Annotated in this window: 17 protein-coding genes; 10 read left to right on the plus strand and 7 right to left on the minus strand. The window is 65.9% G+C overall.

All coding sequences use genetic code 11. From position 1 onward, the window contains the following. Positions 1 to 552, minus strand: coding sequence for a hypothetical protein (locus E3T22_RS07510; protein ID WP_134481000.1), 552 nt, complete (start codon positions 550 to 552; stop codon positions 1 to 3). A 43-nt stretch (positions 553 to 595) separates the two neighbouring features. Between E3T22_RS07510 and E3T22_RS07515 the strand changes: the two genes are divergently transcribed. The 3 genes from E3T22_RS07515 (at position 596) to E3T22_RS07525 (ending at position 3,190) form a co-directional block, all read left to right on the plus strand. After that, complete coding sequence (locus E3T22_RS07515) at positions 596 to 1,042, plus strand: EVE domain-containing protein (RefSeq protein ID WP_241979989.1); 447 nt, start codon at positions 596 to 598, stop codon at positions 1,040 to 1,042. Between the two features lie 225 nt (positions 1,043 to 1,267). Next, positions 1,268 to 2,533 (plus strand): hypothetical protein, encoded by a 1,266-nt coding sequence (locus tag E3T22_RS07520; protein ID WP_134481001.1) that lies wholly within the window; start codon positions 1,268 to 1,270, stop codon positions 2,531 to 2,533. Between the two features lie 102 nt (positions 2,534 to 2,635). Next, positions 2,636 to 3,190: a 2-phosphosulfolactate phosphatase gene (locus E3T22_RS07525; protein WP_088457235.1), complete on the plus strand. Its 555-nt coding sequence runs from the start codon at positions 2,636 to 2,638 to the stop codon at positions 3,188 to 3,190. A gap of 6 nt (positions 3,191 to 3,196) precedes the next feature. Here the strand turns inward: E3T22_RS07525 and E3T22_RS07530 are convergent, their stop codons facing one another. After that, the gene (locus E3T22_RS07530) at positions 3,197 to 4,882 is read right to left on the minus strand and encodes a glycoside hydrolase family 32 protein (protein WP_134481002.1); all 1,686 of its coding nucleotides are present in this window, start codon (positions 4,880 to 4,882) and stop codon (positions 3,197 to 3,199) included. A gap of 4 nt (positions 4,883 to 4,886) precedes the next feature. Beyond that, positions 4,887 to 5,744, minus strand: coding sequence for a choice-of-anchor L domain-containing protein (locus E3T22_RS07535; protein WP_134481003.1), 858 nt, complete (start codon positions 5,742 to 5,744; stop codon positions 4,887 to 4,889). A gap of 389 nt (positions 5,745 to 6,133) precedes the next feature. On the opposite strand from E3T22_RS07535, the gene E3T22_RS07540 reads away from it, so the two are divergent. Then, on the plus strand, positions 6,134 to 7,711 hold the full coding sequence (locus tag E3T22_RS07540) for a glycoside hydrolase family 68 protein (protein WP_134481047.1): 1,578 nt from the start codon (positions 6,134 to 6,136) through the stop codon (positions 7,709 to 7,711). 93 nt (positions 7,712 to 7,804) lie between these two features. Here E3T22_RS07540 and E3T22_RS07545 read toward each other — a convergent pair whose 3' ends face one another. Together E3T22_RS07545 and E3T22_RS07550 are read right to left on the minus strand one after the other, a co-directional pair. Continuing rightward, entirely contained in the window at positions 7,805 to 8,296 is a 492-nt protein-coding gene (locus tag E3T22_RS07545; protein WP_088457232.1) for a SprT-like domain-containing protein, read from the minus strand. Next, positions 8,296 to 9,228 carry a sorbosone dehydrogenase family protein gene (locus E3T22_RS07550; RefSeq protein WP_241983631.1) on the minus strand — a complete coding sequence of 311 codons (933 nt, stop codon included), beginning with the start codon at positions 9,226 to 9,228 and terminating at the stop codon, positions 8,296 to 8,298. Before E3T22_RS07550 ends, E3T22_RS07545 begins: the two co-directional genes overlap by 1 nt. Between E3T22_RS07550 and E3T22_RS19355 the strand changes: the two genes are divergently transcribed. Continuing rightward, a complete protein-coding gene (locus E3T22_RS19355) occupies positions 9,191 to 9,451 on the plus strand; it encodes a hypothetical protein (protein ID WP_241983632.1) in 261 nt (86 codons plus the stop codon). The two genes, E3T22_RS07550 and E3T22_RS19355, sit on opposite strands and share 38 nt — an antisense overlap. An 84-nt stretch (positions 9,452 to 9,535) precedes the next feature. On the opposite strand, the gene E3T22_RS07555 is transcribed toward E3T22_RS19355, so the two are convergent. Continuing rightward, positions 9,536 to 9,928 (minus strand): hypothetical protein, encoded by a 393-nt coding sequence (locus E3T22_RS07555; protein ID WP_241983633.1) that lies wholly within the window; start codon positions 9,926 to 9,928, stop codon positions 9,536 to 9,538. A 45-nt stretch (positions 9,929 to 9,973) separates the two neighbouring features. On the opposite strand from E3T22_RS07555, the gene E3T22_RS19360 reads away from it, so the two are divergent. The 3 genes from E3T22_RS19360 (at position 9,974) to E3T22_RS07565 (ending at position 13,108) form a co-directional block, all read left to right on the plus strand. Beyond that, complete coding sequence (locus tag E3T22_RS19360; protein ID WP_166791182.1) at positions 9,974 to 10,147, plus strand: hypothetical protein; 174 nt, start codon at positions 9,974 to 9,976, stop codon at positions 10,145 to 10,147. Positions 10,148 to 10,314: 167 nt separating this feature from the next. Continuing rightward, positions 10,315 to 12,096: a CotH kinase family protein gene (locus E3T22_RS07560; RefSeq protein ID WP_166789281.1), complete on the plus strand. Its 1,782-nt coding sequence runs from the start codon at positions 10,315 to 10,317 to the stop codon at positions 12,094 to 12,096. Positions 12,097 to 12,196: 100 nt separating this feature from the next. Further along, on the plus strand, positions 12,197 to 13,108 hold the full coding sequence (locus E3T22_RS07565; RefSeq protein ID WP_166789282.1) for a metallophosphoesterase: 912 nt from the start codon (positions 12,197 to 12,199) through the stop codon (positions 13,106 to 13,108). A 38-nt stretch (positions 13,109 to 13,146) separates the two neighbouring features. On the opposite strand, the gene E3T22_RS07570 is transcribed toward E3T22_RS07565, so the two are convergent. Beyond that, the gene (locus E3T22_RS07570; RefSeq protein ID WP_088457228.1) at positions 13,147 to 14,016 is read right to left on the minus strand and encodes a spermidine synthase; all 870 of its coding nucleotides are present in this window, start codon (positions 14,014 to 14,016) and stop codon (positions 13,147 to 13,149) included. 714 nt (positions 14,017 to 14,730) lie between these two features. On the opposite strand from E3T22_RS07570, the gene rpoB reads away from it, so the two are divergent. After that, positions 14,731 to 18,222, plus strand: a complete 3,492-nt coding sequence (gene rpoB / locus E3T22_RS07575) for a DNA-directed RNA polymerase subunit beta (RefSeq protein WP_103429995.1) — start codon at positions 14,731 to 14,733, stop codon at positions 18,220 to 18,222. A 44-nt stretch (positions 18,223 to 18,266) separates the two neighbouring features. After that, positions 18,267 to 22,163 carry a DNA-directed RNA polymerase subunit beta' gene (locus tag E3T22_RS07580; protein ID WP_088457226.1) on the plus strand — a complete coding sequence of 1,299 codons (3,897 nt, stop codon included), beginning with the start codon at positions 18,267 to 18,269 and terminating at the stop codon, positions 22,161 to 22,163. The last annotated feature ends 317 nt before the right edge of the window (positions 22,164 to 22,480 follow it).

Here is a 22,480-nt window from a genome sequence, read left to right on the forward strand (position 1 = left end):
TCAGGCTAACCCGTCGTTCCCGTCAGGGCCCTCGGCCGCGCCCGCGGCCACGAATGCGGGATCGTCGGCGCCCAGGTCGTACTGCCAGGTGGGCGCCAGGGCCTTGAGTCGACGCATCCGCAACTGCCAGAACGCCCAGAGGCCGGGCCACACCGCCAGAGTGGCCGGACCGGCGGAGAAGATCAGCTGGTCGCGGTAGAGGGTCTTGCCGGTGCCGGCCGGGTCGGGGGAGATGGCCATGCGGTGGTCCCAGTGCGTGAGCGTCTTCATCGCGCCGGAGACGCCGTTGCCGGTGTCGTGCACGATGCGCACGCCGTCCGGGGTGGTGCGCGTCTCCAGCCGGATCATCTGCTCGCCCAGCGGCACCAGGCCCAGACCGCTCATGGTCACCGGGTGCTCTCCCGGCGTCCAGCGGGTGGGGAAGCCTTCCGTTTCGAGGGAGGCGATGCTCATCAGCGGGCCGCTGACCTCGCGGAACACCGTGGGGCTCGCCAGGGCCCGCCAGGCGGCATCCGGGGTGCAGTCGAGGATCTCTTTCAGCAGTACGCGCATGCTCTCAGTCTGTGCTGTCAGAGCGATGCAGTACAACTGGTACGTGGCGATTCGGTACTGGCTCGGGGTGGTGCAGCAGGAGTATGTGCTGCGGAGCGTCGCCATGGGCCTGGCCCAGATGAACTTTGCCGCCCGCGAGATCCTCGAAAGCATGAACGAATCCGATGGGCTGGTCTACTACTCGCCCAAGACCGAATTCGAGGGGGAGCGACTGCGGCAGTTCACGGCGATCGGCTATGTCAGCGACAACGTGGTGGTGCAGGTGGGTGACTCCGGCAGCGAGTACCGGCCCTGGCGGCGACGGGTGCAGTACGACCCGGCCGCCGAGCCCGCGTCGATCCGGCCGCTGCTGAAGGTGCTCGACCTCACCCGCGACGACCCCGACTGGGGCCGGCAGTTGCGCCGAGGGCTGCTGGAGATCAGCCGGCACGACTTCGAGCTGATCCGGGCGCAGATGCGCCGGCCCAGCGCCGACGACCGCCGCCGCTAGCCGCGCGGCCTCGCCGCCCGCCCGTGCCTCGCGCCCGTGAGGCTTCGTTGCACCTCGTATGGCTGGCCGCGCCCGCTATAGCGGGCGCGCTGGGCCGCAGGAGGTGCAGTGAGCAGCTCGGGGTGGTCTCGGGGTGGTCCCGCTCCCTCCGGGCGCCGTCCGAAACGCGCCCGGGACCGGCCTGCCACCAGCCATTCCACCAGCTTCGCTCAATAGGATGGCCGCATGACTGATGCTTTGTGGTGGCTCCCGTCCGTCATCGTCCTCGGCGTGGTCGTGGGCGTCATCTGGCTGTTCGTGTCGGCGTCCCGGCGCAAGGCCCGCGGCATCCGTGCGGCCGAGATCGCCGAGATCGCCGAACGAGAGCGCGCCGCGGCGATCAGCCTGGTGCGGGCGGATGACCTCATCGAGGCCGCCACCGATGAGCTCGGTTTCGCGATCGCCCAGTTCGGTGAACGAGCCACAGCCGACTTCGCCGACGCCCTCACCGTGTCCAGGCGCCAGCTGCGCGAGGCCTTCGCGCTGAAACACCAGCTCGACGACAGCGACCCGGACACCGACGCGCAGGTCCGCCAGTGGACCGAGAAGATCACCCGTCTCGCCGACGAAGCCACCGCCCGCCTCGACGCGCAGACGCGCGATTTTGATACCAAACGGGTCGTCGAGCAGAACGCTCCGCTGCAACTCGAGCGGCTGCGACGCCGCCTCGACCGCGCGAACGACCGGCTGGCCGGCGGCGCCGCCACCCTCAACCGGCTCGCCACCAGCTACTCCGCGTCGGCGCTCGCCTCGATCAGCGGCAATGTCGAGCGCGCCCGTGCCGCCATTGATGTGGGCCTCAGGGCCGCGGATGCCGCCGACGCGCGCCTGGCGGCCGGGGCCACGGAACCGGTCGGCGAGCAGGTCAGCGCCGCCGAGCACGCCCTGTTCACCGCCTCGGCGCTGCTGGACGCCATTGAAACCGGTGAGGACGAGCTGCACGTGGGTTTCGCCAGCCTGGGCACGGCCCTCGCCGTGGCCGAGACCGAACTCGCCGAGGCGCGCGCGCTGCGCGACCGGCACGAGGAGTCCGACGCCAGCGCCGACCTCAACCGGGTGATCGCCGCCGCGGATGCGGTCGTGGCTGAGCTGCGCCGTCCCGGCCGGGTGAGCGACCCGTCCGCCGACCTCGCCCGGCTGCGCGAGGCCCTCGACGGCCTCGACGTCACCCGCTCCGAGGCCCGCAACCGGCAGCTGCGCCGCGACAACGCCCGCGAGGCCTACGTGGGCGCCCGGCTGGCCGCTCGCAGTCAAATCGGCATCACCCGCGACTTCATCACCGCCAACCGCGCCCGGGTCGGCGCCGGCGCCCGCACCCGTCTGGCCGAGGCCGAACGCCAGCTCGCCCTCGCCGAGGCCGAGGCCGACCCGGTGACCGCGCTCGACGCCGCCCGCCGGGCCATGACCCACGCCACCGACGCCGACGCCCTCGCGCACTACGACGCCCGCTAGCTCGCCGAGTTGCCCGCCTTCGGAGTGGTTCTGCCCGCCGACAGTGTCGTCCGGTGACGAGAATCCCGGCCGGGAGAGCACCGCGCCCGGTACTCTGAACCGGTGAGCGACGCCGAGCCCCAGATCAAGTACCAGGTCCGATTCGACTGGGGCGTCGCCGGCTTCCAGGCCCTCGCCGCCGAGGCCGACGTGGTCGTGCTCGCCGATGCCCTGCCGGCCGTGGATGTCGCGCGCGGCTTCCCCACGCCGCTCGGCGCACACACCGTGATCGCGGCCGACCTCGCCACGAGCACCCTCGTGGCCGACTGGGCGCTGGCCCGCCAGACCGAGAAGGGTGACCGTTTCTCGGTGGCGGTCGTCGCGGTGGGGGAGCGCCGTGCCGACGGCACCATCCGCTTCGCCATGGAGGACCTGCTCGTGGCCGGCGCCGTGATCGACGCCCTCGCCGAACGGGGCATCGACCACTGCTCACCCGAAGCCGCCGCCGCTGCCGCGAGCTTCGTGGGCCTCAGGCGTGCCGTGAAGCACCTCGTGAAGGCCTCCGAAACCGGTCAGGCCCTCGCCGAAACCGGCCGGACCGCAGTTGTCGCCGCCGCACTGGCCCCGGCCACGGATGCCGCGGTCGCTGTCGTCACCGACTTCACCTTCCCCGCCTGAGAGCAGCTACTGGCGCTCCGGAGCCGCGACGGCCAGCGGAGTCAGGGTCAGTGACCTGACCACCGTGCTGCCGTCAACGGATTCCACGCGAAGGCCGTTGGCGCCCGGCTCCCCGAAAGCCAGCGAGCTGAGGGTCTGCCGGCCGCCGTCGGCGAACACTTCCACGGAGGAATAGTCGACGAAGATGTCGAGGTCCACGGCGCCATCTCGCAGTGGGCTGGACACCCCGCGGACCGCCCGGTACAGCTCCGGCATGGTGGCTGCGGCCGCATCGGCATCCCGGGCGATGAACACGTTCTGCAGCGCGAAGTCATAGCCGACGGTGACAAAATGGCCGCCGCCGTCCTTGATCTTCAACCGCACTTCCCGCGCCGGGCCGGCCTCGTCGGGCGACAGGGTCACCTGCAGCCGATAGGAACCGGTCCCGGGCTGCGGCAGAGTATCCGAGTCGCCGGGCGGCAGCACAGTCGTTTCGGCGGTTATCGCCTCCCCGCCGAGTTCGGAAAGAGCATCCACCGGTTGCGAAACGAGGGTCGCGGCACCGTCGAGGTCCACCAGCCGGATGCTGCGCACAATCGAGAACATCCCGCCCTGCCAGTCCGTCGTGGGCAGGTCGCCGGCGTACCCCCAGTTGTTCAGCCAGCCGATCGCGTAACGGCTGGCCAGTCTCTCCTCGGCGCTTTCGCGGGGGTCGTCCCAGGTCACCGCGGCATAGAAGTCCGCCCCGTCATCCAGCCAGCCCGGAGCCTCGCTGTCGGGCGTGAACGATGTGCCGTTCCAGTCTCCCGTCCAGTAGGCCAAACCGGTGGTTTTGTCGTACTTCGAGCCGTGGGCGCTGGCGGCCAGCACCCAGCGGGTGTTCGCTGGGTCCCCGTCCACGGACATCTGGAACAGGTCGGGGCACTCCAGTGTGCCCAGGTCGTCCCGCTCGAAACTCGATACGTAGGTCCACTCGGTGAGATCCGGCGAGGTGTAGAAGCCGACCTTGGCTCCCTCGGCGAGCACCATGACCCAGACCTGACCGGCGGCATCCCAGATCACCTTCGGGTCGCGAAAATCCGTCGTCCCAGGGTTCTCCATCACGGGGTTCGCCTCGTACGAGGTGAAGGTGTACCCGTCGTCCGTCGAATAGAACAGGGACTGGCGCTGGATGCCGTCGGCCTGTTGGGTCATGATCGCGATGACCGCTCCGGCGCCGAAACCGGCGGTGTTGTCGACGTCGATGACCGTGCTTCCGGTCTCGATGTCACCGAGGCCGTTGCCGTATTTCTCGATCGCCACCCCCTCGTCCTTCCAGTGCACGAGGTCAGTGGAGGTGACGTGGTACCACTCGGTGCCGTTCCCGTTGGGGTAGTCGGCGTTGTAGAGGTAGTAGTAATGCCACACATCGTCAAGGAGGAACGGGCGTTGCGGGTCGTTCATCCAGTTGTGCGCAGGCGTGAGGTGCAACGCCGGGCGGTAGTCGGACCAGTCAGTCGGTCGCTCGAATTGCCGGGCGTCGGTGGGCTGAGGCGCGGGCGTCTGCGACGACGTGACGGGTGGCTGCGCGGTAGGCCGCGCCAGCAGCGCCCACGTTAGGGCGCCGGCCACCGCGAGGACCACGACGGAGGCGATCACGATGAGGCGGGCACGCCGCTTCTTCCTATCGTTCTTTCCCGTCGGGGTCCCGGCAGTGGCCGGCGAGCTCTCCATGTCGTCAGCGACGCGAAGGGCTGGAGTAGAGCGACTTTGCCGCGAGCAGCAGAGTCGTGTCGAGTTGGCCGTCAAGGGTGTCGGCCACGGCGATCTTCACAGTGACCGGTGTGCCGGGCGTGACTCTCGCGTGGCACTGGAGCGGCTTGGTGAATCCGTTCATTTCCGTGGGCAGGGTGCCCGGCGTGCGGTCGGTGAAGTTGGGCACGTAGTGTTCTGGGTTGGCGGTCGGGTTGATGGTGCTGACTCCGGCGGGTTCCGAGGTGCGGGGAACGGTGGAACACAGCTGGCCGTTCACCCAGATGCCGAGCGCATCGTTGTATCCCTGGGCGGTCCAGTTCGCATACTCTTCGCTGCCGAATCCGTATTCGAGGTAAAGATGCTTGTGCTTGGGCTTCACGGTGAGTGTCAGCACGGCGGCGTCGTAGCTGGAGACTCCCGCTTGCGCGGTGAGGTCAGCATCGCCGGCTCCACCGAAGTCGCCCGTTGTCGTCAGGCTCGTATTGGGTCCGATCAGCGAGGATCTGGTGAAGTCGACGTCGGCATCCGACTGTGGATCCGCGTTGATGAGGCTCCCTGTCGAGAGCGCGACGCCGGACGAATTCCGTTTTTCGAGCATCGGAGCCTTGTACAGTCCGGCCTGCACGTCGACGCCCGAGAACGTGGCGTCCTGCACTCTGAGCCCGCGGCCGGCGAGCGAATCGGCCAATTGCGCTGCAGAGACCTCGCGCAGTGTCGACACTGACACGGACGGGGCGGCGAGAGCGGGAGCGGCCGTCAGCAGTATGGCGGCAACGGCGGCCACGCCGGCGGTAAGGCCCCGTCCTAGGGTGCCCGCGCGCCGTGATGTTTTGGTATCCATGATTCTCCAGGTGTTGGGTCGTCGGGGGACGACCGCGATGGATGGTGCTTCTGGGGAGAGACGCCACCTGAGAGATCTCCGTGGAGGTTACGCCTGTGCCAGAACCACCGTCAAGAGCGCCATTTCGGTGCGAGAGTGCCCTGAGGCACCCCTGCCGCAGTATCACGCGGATCTCAAGCTTTGATATTCCCTCAACATTGCCGAGGACCCGGACTGGAGTCTTGACTTTTTCTCAAGAACGCTTGACCTTTCGCGATGGGAGGCAGATGGTTGGCCCTGGGGTAAGCGTCATTGAGCGGTCGATCATCCAACTTTGATCGAAAGCGGACATCGTGAAAATTCAATACCGGCCAGCGCGGCGGGCGGCCATTGGCCTGCTCTCCGCCACCATGCTCATCGCGGGCACATTGGCCCTAGGCACACTTCCTGCCCAGGCGGCGGACTTCGTTCCCGTCAACCCGGGCTTTCCCAATCCCACACCGCACAGCCAACAGGCCTATGAGCCTGAGGCGGATTTCACCTCACGCTGGACGCGCGCTGACGCGCGGCAGCTGAAGGCGATGAGTGACCCCAGCGCACCACCGCGGGAGAACTCGATGCCCGAGGAATACACCATGCCGACCATCCCGCAGAGCTTTCCCGACATGAGCGGCGGGCAGGTGTGGGTCTGGGACACCTGGACCCTGACCAACGGTCAAGCCGATCAGCTCAGCTTCAAGGGGTGGGAGGTGATTTTCTCGCTGGTCGCTGATCGCAATCTGGGTTTTGATGAGCGACACACCTACGCCAAGCTCGGCTTCTTCTTCCGCAAGGCGGATGTTCCGATCGAGCAGAGGCCGGAGAACGGCGGTTGGACCTACGGCGGTCTGGTTTTCCCTGACGGCGCCTCCGGGGCGATCTACGAGGACCAGTCGTTCAGCCATCAGACGGAATGGTCCGGTTCCACCCGGATCTTCGCCGGCAACAAGCTGCGTACGTTCTACACGGCGGTCGCCTTCTACCGCGACGCGGCCGGTCAGGACGTGAAGCCGGCCGATCCGCGTATCGTGCAGACCGAGGGTCGGATCTTCGCCGATGACACCGGCGTGTGGCTCACCGGTTTCCGCGACCAGCACCAGCTGCTGGTTCCAGACGGCACCCTGTACCAAACCAAGGACCAGAACTCGTCCGTGAACTTCCGTGACCCGTTCACCTTCGAGGATCCCGCTCACCCCGGCAAGACCTTCATGGTCTTCGAGGGCAACACGGCAGGAGACCGCGAGGCGGTCGAGTGCACGGCAGAGGACCTCGGTTACGATCCCGCCGATCCGCAACGTGAGGTGCCGGTCGGACAGGGGGTTCCGGGCGGTCCGCCGGAGATCGCGTCTGACGCGAACCTGCGGATGGGTAACGTCGGCCTGGCGGTCGCGGACAACAAGGCGCTGACCCAGTGGCACTTCCTGCCACCGATCCTGTCAGCGAATTGCGTGACCGACCAGACGGAACGTCCTCAGATCTACATGAAGGACGGCAAGTACTACATCTTCACGATCAGTCACCGTTCGACGTTCGCGCCGGGCATCGACGGTCCCGAAGGTGTGTACGGCTTCGTCGGTAACGGCGTGCGCAGTGACTTCGAGCCGGTCAACCGGGGTTCGGGTCTTGCCCTGGGCAGCCCGTCCAACCTCAACTACGCGGCCGGGTTCCCCTTCGCGCCCGACTTCAACCAGCACCCGGGGCAGTTCCAGGCGTACTCGCACTACGTCATGCCCGACGGCCTGGTTCAGTCCTTCATCGACACCATCGGAACGTCGGATGACTTCCGTCGAGGCGGAACGCTGGCGCCGACGGTGAAGGTGGACATCAATGGAGCTGAGGTGCTCGTCGACCGCAGCTACGGAACCGACGGGCTGGGCGCATACGCCGACATCCCCGCGAACGAAATCGCGGATGTCCCGGACACGCCCGATCCCCGTCCCATCGGGTAGCACCAGAAGGCGCCCATCCCGGGCGTCGGCTGATTCCTCGATCCCCACCGCGGCTGCTGCGGCGGGGATCGAGGTGTGTCCCGCCTGTGGGCGTCAGCGGGCGGCGGCGGCGGCCCGTCGTCGGGCGGCCGGAGTGATCTCGCGCCGGGTCCAGGTGATCACGTGCGCGGCCGTGAAGCCGCGGCCGCACAGCCCGCAGGCCAGCGGACGAGTGGGTTGGCGGTACCGGTAGTGAGTGTGGCCGGCGGAGCAGGTGCCCACCCACGGCGCCAAGTCGTCGGCGATCTCGCCGTCGTGGGTGCGCTTGCCGTCGTAGCCGAGCCCGAGGGCCACGCTCCGCCAGACGGGGCCGTGCCCGGCCCGGGCGCCGGCCAGGGCGTGCGCCACCTCGTGCAGCAGGATCTGGTGGATCTCGTCGTCGCCGTACCGGGCGGCCAGGTACCGGGACACGGTGATCTTCTTGGCGGTGAAGTTGCACAGCCCCGCGCGCTTCTTGGCGTTGTCGAAGTCGAAGGACCAGCTGGGGTCAAGGTGCAGGGTTATCAGCGCGTCCGCCCAGTGGCGCACCCGAACCAGGTCGGCCATCAGTGCCCCACCTGCACCTGGTAAAGACGGTCGTCGCCGGGGGAGGGGGCGCCCCGGCCATCCGTATTGTTGCTCACGAACCACAGTGTGCCATCCGGCCCGGACACCACATCGCGCAGGCGCCCGAAGCTGTTGACAAACCACCCATCGACGGTGCCTGTGGAGGGATCGACGCGCCACAGCCGCTCGCCGCGGAGCGCGGCCAGAAACAGGGTGTCGTTCACCACGGCCAGGCCGCTCGGGCTCGCCTCATCGGTGGACCACTGCTGCACGGGGTCGATGAAGGCGCCACCGCCGCCTGCACCCTCCGCCTCGGGCCAACCGTAGTTGCCGCCGGCGGTGATCAGGTTGAGCTCGTCCCAGGTGTTCTGACCGAATTCGCTGGCCCAGAGCTGCCCGGACGAGTCCCAGGCGAGGCCCTGCGGGTTACGGTGGCCGTACGAGTAGACCAGGCTGCCGAACGGGTTGTCGGCCGGGGCCTGCCCGGTCGGGGTCATGCGCAGGATCTTGCCGCCCAGCGACCCGAGGTCCTGCGCGTTGCCGGACTCGCCGGCGTCGCCGACGGTGGCGTAGAGCAGGCCGTCCGGGCCGAACCCGATGCGCCCGCCGTTGTGGTTGCTTGCCGCGGGGATGCCGCTGAGCACCGACTCCGGCTCGCCGAGACCGAGGCCGCCCGCGGTGCCGGTCAGCGGCATCCGCACGATGCGGTTGTCGGATGCGGCGGTGAAGTACGCGTAGACCCAGCCGGCATCAGGGGTGGCCGGGTCGGCCGCGCCGTCGCCCGCGGCCAGGAACGCCAGCCCGAGCAGCCCGCCCTCGCCCACCGGTTCGACCCCGGCGACGGTCCCGGCGTCCCGCAGGCCACCGTCCGGCAGCAGCTCGCGCAGGAGGGCCGTGTCACGTTCGCTGATCAGGGTGGCGCCGCTGGGCAACCGCAGAATCGACCACGGAGCGTCCAACCCCTCCGCGATCACGACGGGCTCACCCAGCGGACGCACCGGCACGGGCGTCGCGTCCGCCGCCGGGGCGGTCGCCGCCGGAGTGGGCCGCGCCGGCGTGCTGGTGCTGGCGCTGGGCCGGGGAGTGCTCGCCGTGCAGGCGCACAGCAATGTCACCATGCCCGCGGCGACCACGCCGGCCCAAACCCGTCTGTGATGCATATCTCCTGCAGAATGCCACGAAACTCTTGGAATTGGTCAGATCCGTGCCCCGGCACCGGGAGCGGTGCGCGGTGGGGCGTCAGCGCAGGGCGCGGCGCTCGCCGATGAAGGACTCCACAACGGCCACGGCGATCAGGGCGCTCTCCAGCTCATCGGGCGAGGCCCCGGACTTGTCGCGCAGGAATACCGCGGCGGTGAAGTCGGCCAGGGCGCCGTCGAGGTCGTCCTGTTCGAAGTGCACCTTGCCGCGAGTCTCCCGGGCGAACGCGGCGGTGAGGTTCCACTCGTGCGTCTCCGACTCGAGCACGCACTGGGTCAGTTCGGACGCGGCCTCCTCGAGCTTGGCCTGAAACTGCATCACCTGGGCGCGGCGGATGCGGCACAGTACGAAGTCCTGCCGGTCACCGGTGAACCGGGCCTGGCGCAATGCCTGGTTGGCGATCTCGAACGCCTCGTCGAGGCGGTCGAGCAAGCGCAGCAGGGTGACCTTCTCGTTCAGCGCCGAGAGGCTGCGGAGTTGGCCGAGGTCGTCGAGACGTTCTGCGGCGGCAGGAAGGTCGACTTTTTCCCGGAGGGTGACGGCGTCGTAGCCAGTGATGATGGTCAGGATGATGTCCTTGACAGGGCGGCCGTGGGGTGCCGCGGGGAGGTCGGGTTCCCCTCCAGAGTAACCCCGGTGGCGAGGCGCTGACGCCCGATCGGGGGTATGTCCCGAGCTTCATCTGCGCAAGAGGCATGAGAGATCCTCAGGTTAGGCGTATGGTGTGCCACCAGACGGGCATCGTCGTCAACGCCGACGCCGACTCGCTATCCGGCTTATGTCCCCGTGTTGAGGGGACCACACGAAAGGCCTCTCCAATGCAGATACAGTCTCGCGAGGGCCTAGCCCTGCGAGCGTTGGTCGTCATCATGACCGCCGCCCTCACCATCACCCTCGTCAACGTCGGTGACCCGACACACGCCACCGCAGCACCACAGACACCGAACCTGCCTACCCTGAACATCACCCTCAGCGACCCAGACGCCTCGCGCAACACGCTGAGCTACGTGCACGCATCCAAAGACAACAAGGTCGCGACAACGATGACTGTCGAGGACCCTGCCGGGGTGAACAGCATCTCGGTGCCGGCTCTCGGCGAGATCAAGGGCCGTGGCAACTACACCTGGAACCTGGCCAAAAAGCCGTACCAGATCAAGTTCGAGCAGAACACCGCTGTTCTGGGCATGGCCCCGTCGAAGACGTGGATTCTTCTCGCGAACGCCGCCGATGCGTCGCTGATGCGCAACAAGGCCGCCTTCGAGCTGGCCACGTCAATCGGGCTGGCCTACTCGCCCGAGTCCAGATGGGTCGACCTCCGGGTCAACGGCGCCTACCTCGGCAACTATCTGATCAGCGAGAAGACCGAGGTCAAGACGAACCGCGTGGACCTCACTGACCCGACGGGCGTGATGGTCGAGTTGGACAACAACTATGGCCTGGCCGAGCCCTACAACTTCCGAACCGCGACCAGTAGGTCACTGTTCGTCCTGAAGGACTCGAAGGCCGGCGTTCCGGACGGGGGTCCGCTTCCAGCCGAGACCCAGGCCGGCTGGAACGACATCCAGAACACCCTGAACAGGGTGGACGCGATCCTGGCGGCGCCGCAGGTCGACTGGGTGGCGCTGAGCGCCCTGATCGACGTTGACTCGTTCGTCAAGTTCTATTACGTGTTCGAACAGACAGCCAATCCTGAGATCACGCAGTCAAGCGTCTACTTCTACAAAAACGGACCTGCCAGCAAGCTGTTCGCCGGACCGGTGTGGGACTTCGATAGCGCGTTGGGCAACTACGACCGCGCGCTGCATCTCGGCTCGGATCCGCAGGCCGACTACGCGAAGAATGCGCAGATTCTGCGGCAGCAGGGCAACGGCTTCTACTTCGACCTGTTCCGTTCCAAGGAGTTCGTCCAGCGCGCCAACGAGCTGTGGCAAGCGGGTATCTCCCACGAGGTCGGTCTGATGCCGGCCAAGATCACCCGCTGGGAGAGCGAAATCGCGGCCTCCGCCGCTGCGAACTTCGCCGTGTGGCCCATTTTGGGCACGCCGACGCTACTGATCGCCGGTTTCGGCAAGAACTACCACAGCACCTACGCCGGCGAGGTCGGCTACCTCCGCGACTGGCTGGCCACGCGCGCCACGATGCTGATCAAGGAACAGGGCGCCACACCGATGCTCCGGTACAAGGCCCACCTGCAGGACGTCGGCTGGCAGCGCAAAGTGAACACCGGCCAGGTAGGGGGCACCCTTGGCCAGTTCAGGCAGATGGAATCGCTCGTCGTCGAGACGCCGGGATCCCCTGCGGTCGCGAACATCGAGGCCAACGCCCACGTTCAGAACATCGGCTGGATGGGTTGGCGTCCTACCTCCAGCATCGGGACGACCGGGCGAGCCCTGCAGATGGAGGGAATCCAGTTCCGCCTGACCGGGGAGCTGGCCTCCCAGTACGACATCTCGTACCGCACCCACGTGCAGGACATCGGCTGGCAGCCGTGGGTGAGCAATGGTGCCTCTGCGGGCACGACCGGTCAGTCCAAGCAAATCGAGGCGATCCAGGTGCGCCTGCTGGCCAAGGCAACGCCCACCCTTCCGGCGCTGCCCTAGGGAGCGACGAAGTGTTGAGCCGAATTGGGGTCTGTCACAGGTGAGGACTCGGAAGACGAGAGCAGTGGATGGCCGAAGCGCCCGCCGCACAGTGGCGGGCGTGGTCGCCTCCGCGGCTGCTGTTCTCGTCCTGGCCGGATGCGTATTCGTTCCCCCGGCCAATTCCGACCCGAGACCCTCCGAAAGCATCGAACCGTCTCCGCCACCGCCGACCCGGTTGGCGCTGATCTCCGACTTCGGGACGTGCGACGCCGGAGAACAATGGACGGCGGATCAGGTCGCCTCCTGGGGCGTGGACGCCATCGTGACCGCCGGAGACAACACCCAGAACGAAGTCGACTGCACTCCGTATGCCGAATCGGTCTGGGGCTACTTCGAGCAAGGCGAGGACGGGCGGGGCGCGCCACCTCTGTGGCCCACGCTCGGCAACCACGACTACTCCGATGTGGGTGCCGGCCTCGACGCCTATCGTGCGGCCTTCCCGTACCTCAGCACGGCCGCCGACGAGCAGCAGCGCTGGTACACACAGGATGTCGGCGACGTCACCCTGATCGTGCTGGACAGCGAGACCACCCCAGAGGAGTTGGAGATCCAGCGGGGCTGGTTGAAGGAAACGCTCACTGACCAGCGTGCCGAGCGACCGGATGCCTGGAACGTGGTGCTGTTCCACCGCCCCGCCTACACCTCCGGCGTCCACGAAGACAACCGGGAGATGCGGCCCACCGCTGGCTGGGACTACGCCGGGTGGGGGGCCGATATTGTCATCGCGGGCCATCAGCACATCTATGAGGACGTCGTGGTCGATGGTCTGCACTACCTCACAGCCGGCATCGGGGGTACGGCCAACACCCGCGTGTGTCCCGTCGAACTGCGAGAGGGAAGTCGGCTCTGCCTGGAGGGGACCGGGGCGAGCGTGATCGAGGCGACGGCCGATGAGTTCGTGCTCCAGTACTACCGGCCCGATGCGGAGGGCACGGCAACGCGGGGGGACACGATCCGGCTCAGCCGCTAGCGCGCTGGCCTGGTCCTGAGAACCGTGAGCGAGGGCGCTCAGTTGCCGATCTGGAACACGGTGCGGCCGGGCAGCGGCGACGGCGTGGCGGTAGCATCCGTGGACACCGACGCGGCCGACATGAACTGGGCCAGCTCGGCGCCCTCGACGACCTTGGCCGGATGCGGGCCGCCGGCCAGCAGCCGCGGCACCCAGTGCAGGTCGAGCGGAGTGTGCGCGGCCACGAAGACGATGTTGCCGAACCGGCGCCCCTTGAGCACCTGCGTCTCGGCGAGGCCGATGACGTGCCCGAACACGGCCGACAGCGTGGCGGCCTGGCTGCGGGCGAACGCGAGGCCCGGCCCATCCGCCACGTTCACCGCGAGCACACCGCGCGGCGACAGCAGCGGAGCGGCCAGCTCGTAGAACTCCCGGCTGGTCACGTGCGCCGGGGTGCGGGCGCCCGAGAAGATGTCGACGACCACGAGGTCCACCGAGCCGTGCAGCCCAGCGGGCAACTTGCCCAGCACCTCGCGGGCGTCACCGTGCCGCACCCGCAGGTTGGCGCGCTTGTCCCAGGGCAGTTCGGCGCGTACGAAGTCGATGAGGTCGCTCTCGATCTCCACCACCTGCTGGCGGGAGCCGGGCCGGGTCGCCTCCACATAGCGGGGCAGGGTGAGCGCGCCGGCGCCGAGGTGCACGGCCGTGATGGCCTCGCCAGGGTCGCCGATCAGGTCGATGACGTGCCCGATGCGCTGGATGTACTCGAAGAACAACTCGTCGGGGTTGTCGATGTTCACGTGCGACTGCGGGGTGCCGTCCACCACCAGCTGGTAGCTGCCCGGCGTGAACCGGTCCGGCTCGATGACGGCCTGGTGCCCGCTCAGTTTCAGTGTGATCGTCGGATGTTCGTGCTCGCCCCTGCTCATCCCCCCAGTCTGACAGCCCCGCGCATCCGTGCGCCGACTTGTGCCAAATGCAGCCTTAGCTGGCCCGGAAGGGGCACTTTGCGGCAAATCGCGCAGAACCCGCCCCCCGACTTGCGCCGCATGCACCCTTAGCGGGCGCTGAAGGGGTACTTTGCGGCAAATCGGGAGCCACGATGCGGCCGTCGCTGAGCTGAGTTGCCAGTTGACGCCCCCACAGGGGCCAGCGGCGGGCGCCAACTGGCAATTCACCACCGGCCCCTGCGGTGAGGTGCCACTTGACGCCCCTTCAGGGCCCGCCACACGGCGCCAACTGGCAAGTCGGCGGCCACACCGGAGCGGATGGCTGCGCGATACAGACGACACGCGCTCGATGGCCGCAGCAGGACGCTGCCGGATGAGGCACAATGGAGCAACTCAACACCCCGCCCGCCGCTCCAGCCGGCCGGTGAAACCGGGTTATACCTGAGAATTTGGCGAAGGTCAACATTCCAGTAGACACGGGCGCAACAACGGCATATAGTTGACCTTTGCGCTCCCAGATTTAACTCTGCCTTCATATTGCGGTCGGCTTTGCGTGCTCAAGCCACCTTGCAGCACATTTCTGAGCCGGATGTCCTCATATCCAAGGATGGACATCCCTGCTCAGGATCTGCGGAGTCCATACCAAATTACTAACAGTGATTAGACCTGACGGGGTCCACGGAGGTTACTTCCTTGGCTGCTGCGCGCAACGCAACCACCAATTCACCCAAGAACGGACGAGCTGCTGGCCGTCTTTCGTTCGCAAAGATTTCTGACAACCTCACGGTTCCCGATCTGCTCGCTTTGCAGACCGAGAGCTTTGACTGGCTCGTCGGAAACGACATCTGGAAAGCTCGCCTCGCCGAGGCCCAGGCTGCCGGTCGTCACGACCTGAACGCTCGCACCGGACTCGACGAGATCTTCGAGGAGATCTCTCCGATCGAGGACCTCAGCGAGACGATGCAGCTGTCCTTCACCAACCCGGAGCTCGAGCCGGAGAAGTACACCATCGACGAGTGCAAGGAAAAGGGCAAGACCTATTCCGCACCGCTGTATGTGAACGCTGAGTTCATGAACCACCTCACCGGTGAGATCAAGACCCAGACCGTGTTCATGGGCGACTTCCCGCTGATGACCCCCAAGGGCACCTTCGTGATCAACGGCACCGAGCGTGTCGTCGTGTCGCAGCTGGTGCGTTCGCCCGGTGTGTACTTCAACCGCGAACAGGAGAAGACCTCCGACAAGGACATCTACTCCGCCCGCGTCATCCCGAGCCGTGGTGCCTGGCTCGAATTCGAGATCGACAAGCGCGACCAGGTCGGCGTTCGCATCGACCGCAAGCGCAAGCAGTCCGTCACGGTGTTCCTCAAGGCCCTCGGACTCACCTCCGAAGAGATCCTCGAGGAGTTCAAGGGCTTTGCGTCCATCGAGCTCACCCTCGAGAAGGACAACATCCTCACCAAGGAAGAAGCCCTCAAGGACATCTACCGCAAGCTGCGCCCGGGAGAACAGGTCGCCGCCGAGGCCGCGCGTGCGCTGCTGGACAACTTCTTCTTCAACTCCAAGCGCTACGACCTGGCCAAGGTTGGTCGTTACAAGATCAACCGCAAGCTGGGCCTCGAGGCGCCGCTCACCGACTCCGTTCTCACGCTCCAGGACATCCTGGCCACGATCAAGTACCTGGTTGCGCTGCACGACAACCAGACCACGATCCGCGGCACCCGCGACGGCGTCGAGACCGACATCCGCATCGACATCGACGACATCGACCACTTCGGCAACCGTCGTATCCGCGCCGTCGGCGAGCTCATCCAGAACCAGGTCCGCACCGGCCTGTCCCGCATGGAGCGCGTCGTTCGCGAGCGCATGACCACGCAGGACATCGAAGCGATCACCCCGCAGACCCTGATCAACGTGCGCCCCGTCGTCGCCGCGATCAAGGAGTTCTTCGGTACGTCGCAGCTGTCGCAGTTCATGGACCAGAACAACCCGCTCGCCGGACTGACGCACAAGCGTCGCCTGTCCGCGCTGGGCCCGGGTGGTCTGTCCCGTGACCGCGCAGGTGTCGAGGTGCGAGACGTTCACCCGTCGCACTACGGCCGCATGTGCCCGATTGAAACCCCGGAAGGCCCGAACATCGGCCTGATCGGTTCGCTCGCCTCGTTCGCGCGGATCAACGCCTTCGGTTTCATCGAGACCCCGTACCGTCGTGTCATCGATGGTGTCGTCTCCACGACGATCGACTACCTCACCGCAAGTGAGGAAGACGAGTACATCGTCGCGCAGGCCAACGCCCCGCTGACCAAGGCCGCCCGCTTCGCCGAGACCCGTGTTCTCGCGCGTAAGAAGGGTGGAGAGGTTGACCTCTTCCCGGCAGAAGACATCGGCTACATGGATGTCTCGCCGCGCCAGATGGTTTCCGTCGCGACCTCGCTCATCCCCTTCCTCGAGCACGACGATGCTAACCGCGCACTCATGGGTGCCAACATGCAGCGTCAGGCTGTGCCGCTGCTGCTCAGCGACAGCCCGCTGGTCGGGACCGGTATGGAGGGCTTCGCGGCCATCGACGCCGGCGACGTGCTCACCGCACAGAAGTCCGGTGTGGTCATGGAGGTGTCGGCTGACGTCGTCACCATCCAGCTCGACGAGGGCGGAACGCAGGACTACTACCTGCGCAAGTTCAGCCGCTCCAACCAGGGCACCAGCTACAACCACCGCGTCATCGTCAACGCCGGCGAGCGTATCGAGGCCGGCGAGGTCATCGCCGATGGTCCCGCTACCGACAACGGTGAGCTCGCACTCGGAAAGAACCTCCTCGTGGCATTCATGTCATGGGAGGGTCACAACTTCGAGGACGCCATCATCCTGAGCCAGAACCTGGTGAAGGACGACGTTCTCTCCTCGATTCACATCGAAGAGTACGAAGTGGATGCGCGCGACACCAAGCTGGGCAAGGAAGAGATCACTCGCGACCTGCCCAACGTCTCCCCGGACCTGCTTGCAGACCTGGACGAGCGTGGCATCATCCGCATCGGCGCCGAGGTTCGCCCCGGCGACATCCTCGTGGGCAAGGTCACGCCGAAGGGCGAGACCGAGCTGTCCGCCGAGGAGCGCCTGCTGCGCGCGATCTTCAACGAGAAGAGCCGCGAAGTTCGCGACACTTCCCTGAAGGTTCCCCACGGTGAGCGTGGCACCATCATCGGTGTCAAGGTTTTCGACTCGCAGGATGGCGACGACGAGCTCGGCTCGGGCGTCAACCAGCGTGTTGTCGTCTTCATCGCCCAGAAGCGCAAGATCACCGAGGGTGACAAGCTCGCCGGTCGTCACGGCAACAAGGGTGTCATCTCGAAGATCCTGCCGGTCGAGGACATGCCGTTCCTCGCCGACGGAACCCCGGTTGACATCATCCTGAACCCGCTGGGTATCCCGGGCCGCATGAACTTCGGTCAGGTGCTGGAGACCCACCTCGGGTGGATCGCCAAGCAGGGCTGGCAGGTCGAGGGTAAGCCCAAGTGGGCCGGCCGTCTTCCCGAAGCCGCGCACAGCGCCGCCCCGAACACCAAGGTCGCGACCCCGGTGTTCGACGGCGCGCTCGAGGAAGAAATCGCCGGTCTGCTCGACTCGACGACTCTGACTCGTGACGGCGACCGCCTGATCGACTCGACTGGAAAGACGCAGCTGTTCGATGGTCGCTCCGGCGAGCCGTACCCGATGCCCATCGCGGTCGGATACATGTACATCCTGAAGCTGCACCACCTCGTCGACGACAAGATCCACGCACGTTCGACGGGCCCGTACTCCATGATCACGCAGCAGCCGCTGGGTGGTAAGGCGCAGTTCGGTGGACAGCGTTTCGGTGAGATGGAGGTGTGGGCGCTCGAAGCATATGGAGCCGCTTACGCCCTGCAGGAACTCCTGACCATCAAGTCGGACGACATCCTCGGCCGCGTCAAGGTGTACGAAGCCATCGTCAAGGGCGAGAACATCCAGGAACCCGGTATCCCCGAGAGCTTCAAGGTTCTGATCAAGGAAATGCAGTCGCTGTGCCTGAACGTCGAGGTGCTCTCGGCCGATGGAACCGCAGTCAGCCTGCGCGACACGGATGACGAGGTCTTCCGCGCAGCGGAGGAACTGGGCATCAACATTTCCACCCGGTTTGAGTCGTCGTCAATCGACGACATCTAAACCAGGCCACTGACGAATACTCGAAAACTTTCCAAGGAGAGAAATTGCTCGACGTAACAACATTTGACGAGCTTCGCATTGGCCTGGCCACCGCTGACGACATCCGTCGTTGGTCGCACGGTGAGGTCAAGAAGCCCGAAACCATCAACTACCGCACACTCAAGCCGGAAAAGGACGGTCTCTTCGGAGAGCAGATCTTCGGACCGTCCCGCGACTGGGAGTGCTCGTGCGGCAAGTACAAGCGAGTGCGCTTCAAAGGCATCGTCTGTGAGCGCTGTGGCGTAGAGGTCACGAAGTCGTCGGTGCGCCGTGAGCGCATGGGCCACATCGAACTCGCCGCCCCGGTCACCCACATCTGGTACTTCAAGGGTGTGCCCTCGCGTCTCGGTTACCTGCTGGACATGGCTCCGAAGGACCTCGAAAAGGTCATCTACTTCGCTGCCTACATGGTCATCGAGGTTGACGAAGACGGTCGCCACCAGGACATGCCTGGGCTGGAGAACGAACTGCGTCTCGAGATCAAGACCCTCGAAGGCAGCCGCGACTCCCGCATCGCCGACCGCCTGCAGCGCCTCGAAACCGACCTCGCAGCACTGGAGGCCGAAGGCGCCAAGAGCGACCAGAAGAAGCGCACCAAGGACGCCGCCGAGAAGGAGATGTCGCAGGTCCGCAAGGCCCTCGACGAGCAGATTGCTCACCTCGAGCGTGTCTGGGAAGACTTCCGCACCCTCAAGGTCGGCGACCTGAAGCCGGAAGACTCCGTCTTCCACGAGCTCCAGGACCGCTTCGGCATGTACTTCGAGGCCTTCATGGGCGCCGAGGCCATCAAGAAGCGCCTCGAGGCCTTCGACCTGGTCACCGAGAGCGAAAACCTGCACCTGCAGATCGCCGAGGGCAAGGGTCAGAAGAAGATCCGCGCCATCAAGCGTCTGCGCGTCGTCAACGCCTTCATCATGACCGGCAACTCGCCGGCCGCGATGGTGCTCGACGTCGTGCCGGTCATCCCGCCGGAACTGCGCCCGATGGTGCAGCTCGACGGTGGCCGTTTCGCGACCTCCGACCTCAACGACCTCTACCGTCGTGTGATCAACCGCAACAACCGTCTGCGTCGTCTGCTTGACCTCGGTGCCCCCGAGATCATCGTGAACAACGAGAAGCGGATGCTGCAGGAGGCCGTTGACGCGCTCTTCGACAACGGTCGTCGTGGCCGTCCCGTCACGGGTACCGGTAACCGCGCCCTCAAGTCCCTTAGCGACATGCTCAAGGGTAAGCAGGGTCGGTTCCGTCAGAACCTGCTCGGTAAGCGCGTTGACTACTCCGGCCGTTCGGTCATCATTGTCGGCCCGCAGCTGAAGCTGCACCAGTGTGGTCTGCCCAAGCAGATGGCCCTGGAGCTCTTCAAGCCGTTCGTGATCAAGCGCCTGATCGACCTGAGCCACGCTCAGAACATCAAGGCCGCCAAGCGCATGGTCGAGCGCAGCCGCCCCCAGGTGTGGGACGTGCTCGAGGAGATCATCCGTGAGCGCCCGGTTCTGCTGAACCGTGCACCCACGCTGCACCGCCTCGGTATCCAGGCCTTCGAACCTCAGCTCGTGGAGGGTAAGGCCATCCAGCTGCACCCCCTCGTCTGTGCGGCGTTCAACGCCGACTTCGACGGTGACCAGATGGCTGTGCACCTGCCGCTGTCCATGGAGGCCCAGGCCGAAGCGCGCATCCTGATGCTCGCCTCGAACAACATCCTGAAGCCGTCTGACGGTCGCCCGGTGACCCTGCCCACCCAGGACATGATCATCGGTCTGCACCACCTGACCACGCTCAAGGACGGCGTCACCGGCGAAGGCCGCGCGTTCACCTCTGTCTCGGAGGCCATCCTGGCCCACGACCAGAAGTCGCTCGACCTGAACGCCAAGGTGCGCATCCGCATCAGCGACCTGTACTTCACCGAGGGCACTCAGCCCGATGGTGTTGAGCTGGTCGATGGTCAGGCCGTCGGAACCGTACTGGTGAACACCACGCTGGGCCGCGCAATCTTCAACGAGGCGCTGCCGGCTGACTACCCGTACTTCGAGAAGGTTGCCGACAAGGGCACCCTCTCGGCCATCGTGAACGACCTCGCAGAGCGGTACCCGAAGGTGGAAGTAGCGGCAACGCTGGACCGCATCAAGGACGCCGGCTTCTACTGGGCCACCCGCTCCGGTGTGACCGTCGCGCTCAGCGACATCCTGACGCCTCCGAACAAGAAGGAGATCGTCGGTACCTACGAGAAGATGGCCGCGAAGGTTCAGTCGCAGTTCGAGAAGGGTCTCACGACCGACCTCGAGCGTCGTCAGGAGCTCATCCAGATCTGGACCAAGGCGACCGAAGACGTCGCCGCGGCCATGCAGGCGAACTTCCCGGCCGACAACACGATCAACCGGATGGTTACCTCTGGTGCTCGTGGTAACTGGCTGCAGGTGCGAAACATCGCCGGTATGCGTGGTCTGGTTAACAACCCGAAGGGTGAGATCATCCCTCGCCCGATTATCTCGAGCTACCGCGAAGGCCTGTCCGTCGCCGAGTACTTCATTGCTACTCACGGTGCTCGTAAGGGTCTGGCCGACACCGCTCTGCGTACCGCAGACTCCGGGTACCTCACCCGTCGTCTCGTCGACGTCTCGCAGGATGTCATCATCCGCGAAGACGACTGCGGTACGACCAAGGGTCTGGAACTGCCGATCGCCACGGTCGACGCCGCCGGCGCTCTCTCACGTCACCCCAACGTGGAGAACGCGGTCTACGCCCGCAGCCTGGCCGCCCCCGCGGTCAACGCCAAGGGTGAGGTCGTTGCTGACGCCGGAGACGACGTCGGTGACGTGATGATCGAGAAGCTGGTTGCCGCCGGCGTCGAGAACATCAAGGTGCGCTCGGTGCTGACCTGCGAGTCTGCTGTCGGTGTGTGTGCGGTCTGCTACGGCCGTTCGCTCGCTACCGGCCTGCTCGTGGACATCGGAGAGGCCGTCGGCATCATCGCCGCACAGTCGATCGGTGAGCCCGGCACGCAGCTGACCATGCGTACCTTCCACACCGGTGGTTCCGCATCCGCAGACGACATCACCCAGGGTCTGCCCCGGGTGCAGGAGCTCTTCGAGGCGCGTACCCCCAAGGGTGCATCGCCGATCGTCGACGTTGCTGGCCGCATCACCATCGAGGACACGGATCGTAGCCGCAAGGTGATCCTGACCCCCGACAACGGTGACGAAGCAATCGCCTACCCGGTGCTCAAGCGCGCGACCCTCCTCGTTGAGGATGGCCAGCACGTAGAGCTCGGCACGCAGATCATCATCGGCGCCGTCGACCCGAAGGAAGTTCTTCGCGTCAAGGGTGTCCGCGCGGTGCAGAAGCACCTCGTTGGTGGCGTGCAGGATGTCTACCGTTCGCAGGGCGTGCCGATTCACGACAAGCACATCGAGGTCATCGTTCGTCAGATGCTTCGCAAGGTGACTGTGGTGGAGCACGGCGACACCGGCCTGCTGCCGGGCGAGCTCGTTGACCGGTTGAAGTACAACGAACTCAACCGCACCGCGCTCACCGAGGGCAAGAAGACGGCTTCGGCACGTCAGGAAGTCATGGGTATCACCAAGGCTTCGCTGGCTACCGAGTCGTGGCTGTCGGCCGCTTCCTTCCAGGAGACCACCCGGGTTCTGACCCAGGCGGCCATGGAAGGCAAGAGCGACCCGCTGATGGGCCTGAAGGAGAACGTGATCATCGGTAAGTTGATCCCGGCCGGCACCGGTCTTCCCCGTTACCGCGACGTCAACGTCGAGGCAACGGATGAAGCCAAGGCTGAGCGTTACCCGAACCGCATCTTCACTGATGATGCAGCGTTCACCGAGGGTGACCTGAGCTTCGTCGACTTCGACAGCTTCTCGTCGGACGACTTCACCCCCGGTACGTACAACTAACCGAGTGTGATTCCCGGATGGCCCCCTGCTTAGGCAGGGGGCCATTCCCCGTTAATCGAGCCCCCTCGTTGATCGAGCTTGTCGAGATCCCGTGAGCCATCCTCCGGCGCGTCCCCATCTCGTCGGTCGAGCTTGTCGAGACCCCGTGAGTGGACCTCTGAATGCACGTCACCAGGTTTGGACAACCTCAGCCAACGGGCCTGAAAGAGAACGTGATCATCCGTGAGTTGATCCCGGCCGGCACCGGTCTTCCCCGGACGCCGTCAACGTGATTTCGGATGCCCGCCGCTTCGGCAGGGGCCCATTCTGCGTTAAGA

Origin of the sequence: Cryobacterium sp. TMB3-10 (genome assembly GCF_004402305.1) — a bacterium.
Classification (GTDB): Bacteria; Actinomycetota; Actinomycetes; order Actinomycetales; family Microbacteriaceae; genus Cryobacterium; species Cryobacterium zongtaii.

Bases quoted from the DNA above. Each gene is read 5' to 3' on its own strand.
- E3T22_RS07540 (WP_134481047.1), top strand. From the start codon at position 6,134: ATGCTCATCGCGGGCACATTGGCCCTAGGCACACTTCCTGCCCAGGCG.
- E3T22_RS07530 (WP_134481002.1), bottom strand. From the start codon at position 4,882: ATGGAGAGCTCGCCGGCCACTGCCGGGACCCCGACGGGAAAGAACGAT.
- E3T22_RS07535 (WP_134481003.1), bottom strand. From the start codon at position 5,744: ATGGATACCAAAACATCACGGCGCGCGGGCACCCTAGGACGGGGCCTT.
- E3T22_RS07570 (WP_088457228.1), bottom strand. From the start codon at position 14,016: ATGAGCAGGGGCGAGCACGAACATCCGACGATCACACTGAAACTGAGC.
- E3T22_RS07520 (WP_134481001.1), top strand. From the start codon at position 1,268: ATGACTGATGCTTTGTGGTGGCTCCCGTCCGTCATCGTCCTCGGCGTG.
- E3T22_RS07510 (WP_134481000.1), bottom strand. From the start codon at position 552: ATGCGCGTACTGCTGAAAGAGATCCTCGACTGCACCCCGGATGCCGCC.
- E3T22_RS07560 (WP_166789281.1), top strand. From the start codon at position 10,315: ATGCAGATACAGTCTCGCGAGGGCCTAGCCCTGCGAGCGTTGGTCGTC.
- E3T22_RS07545 (WP_088457232.1), bottom strand. From the start codon at position 8,296: ATGGCCGACCTGGTTCGGGTGCGCCACTGGGCGGACGCGCTGATAACC.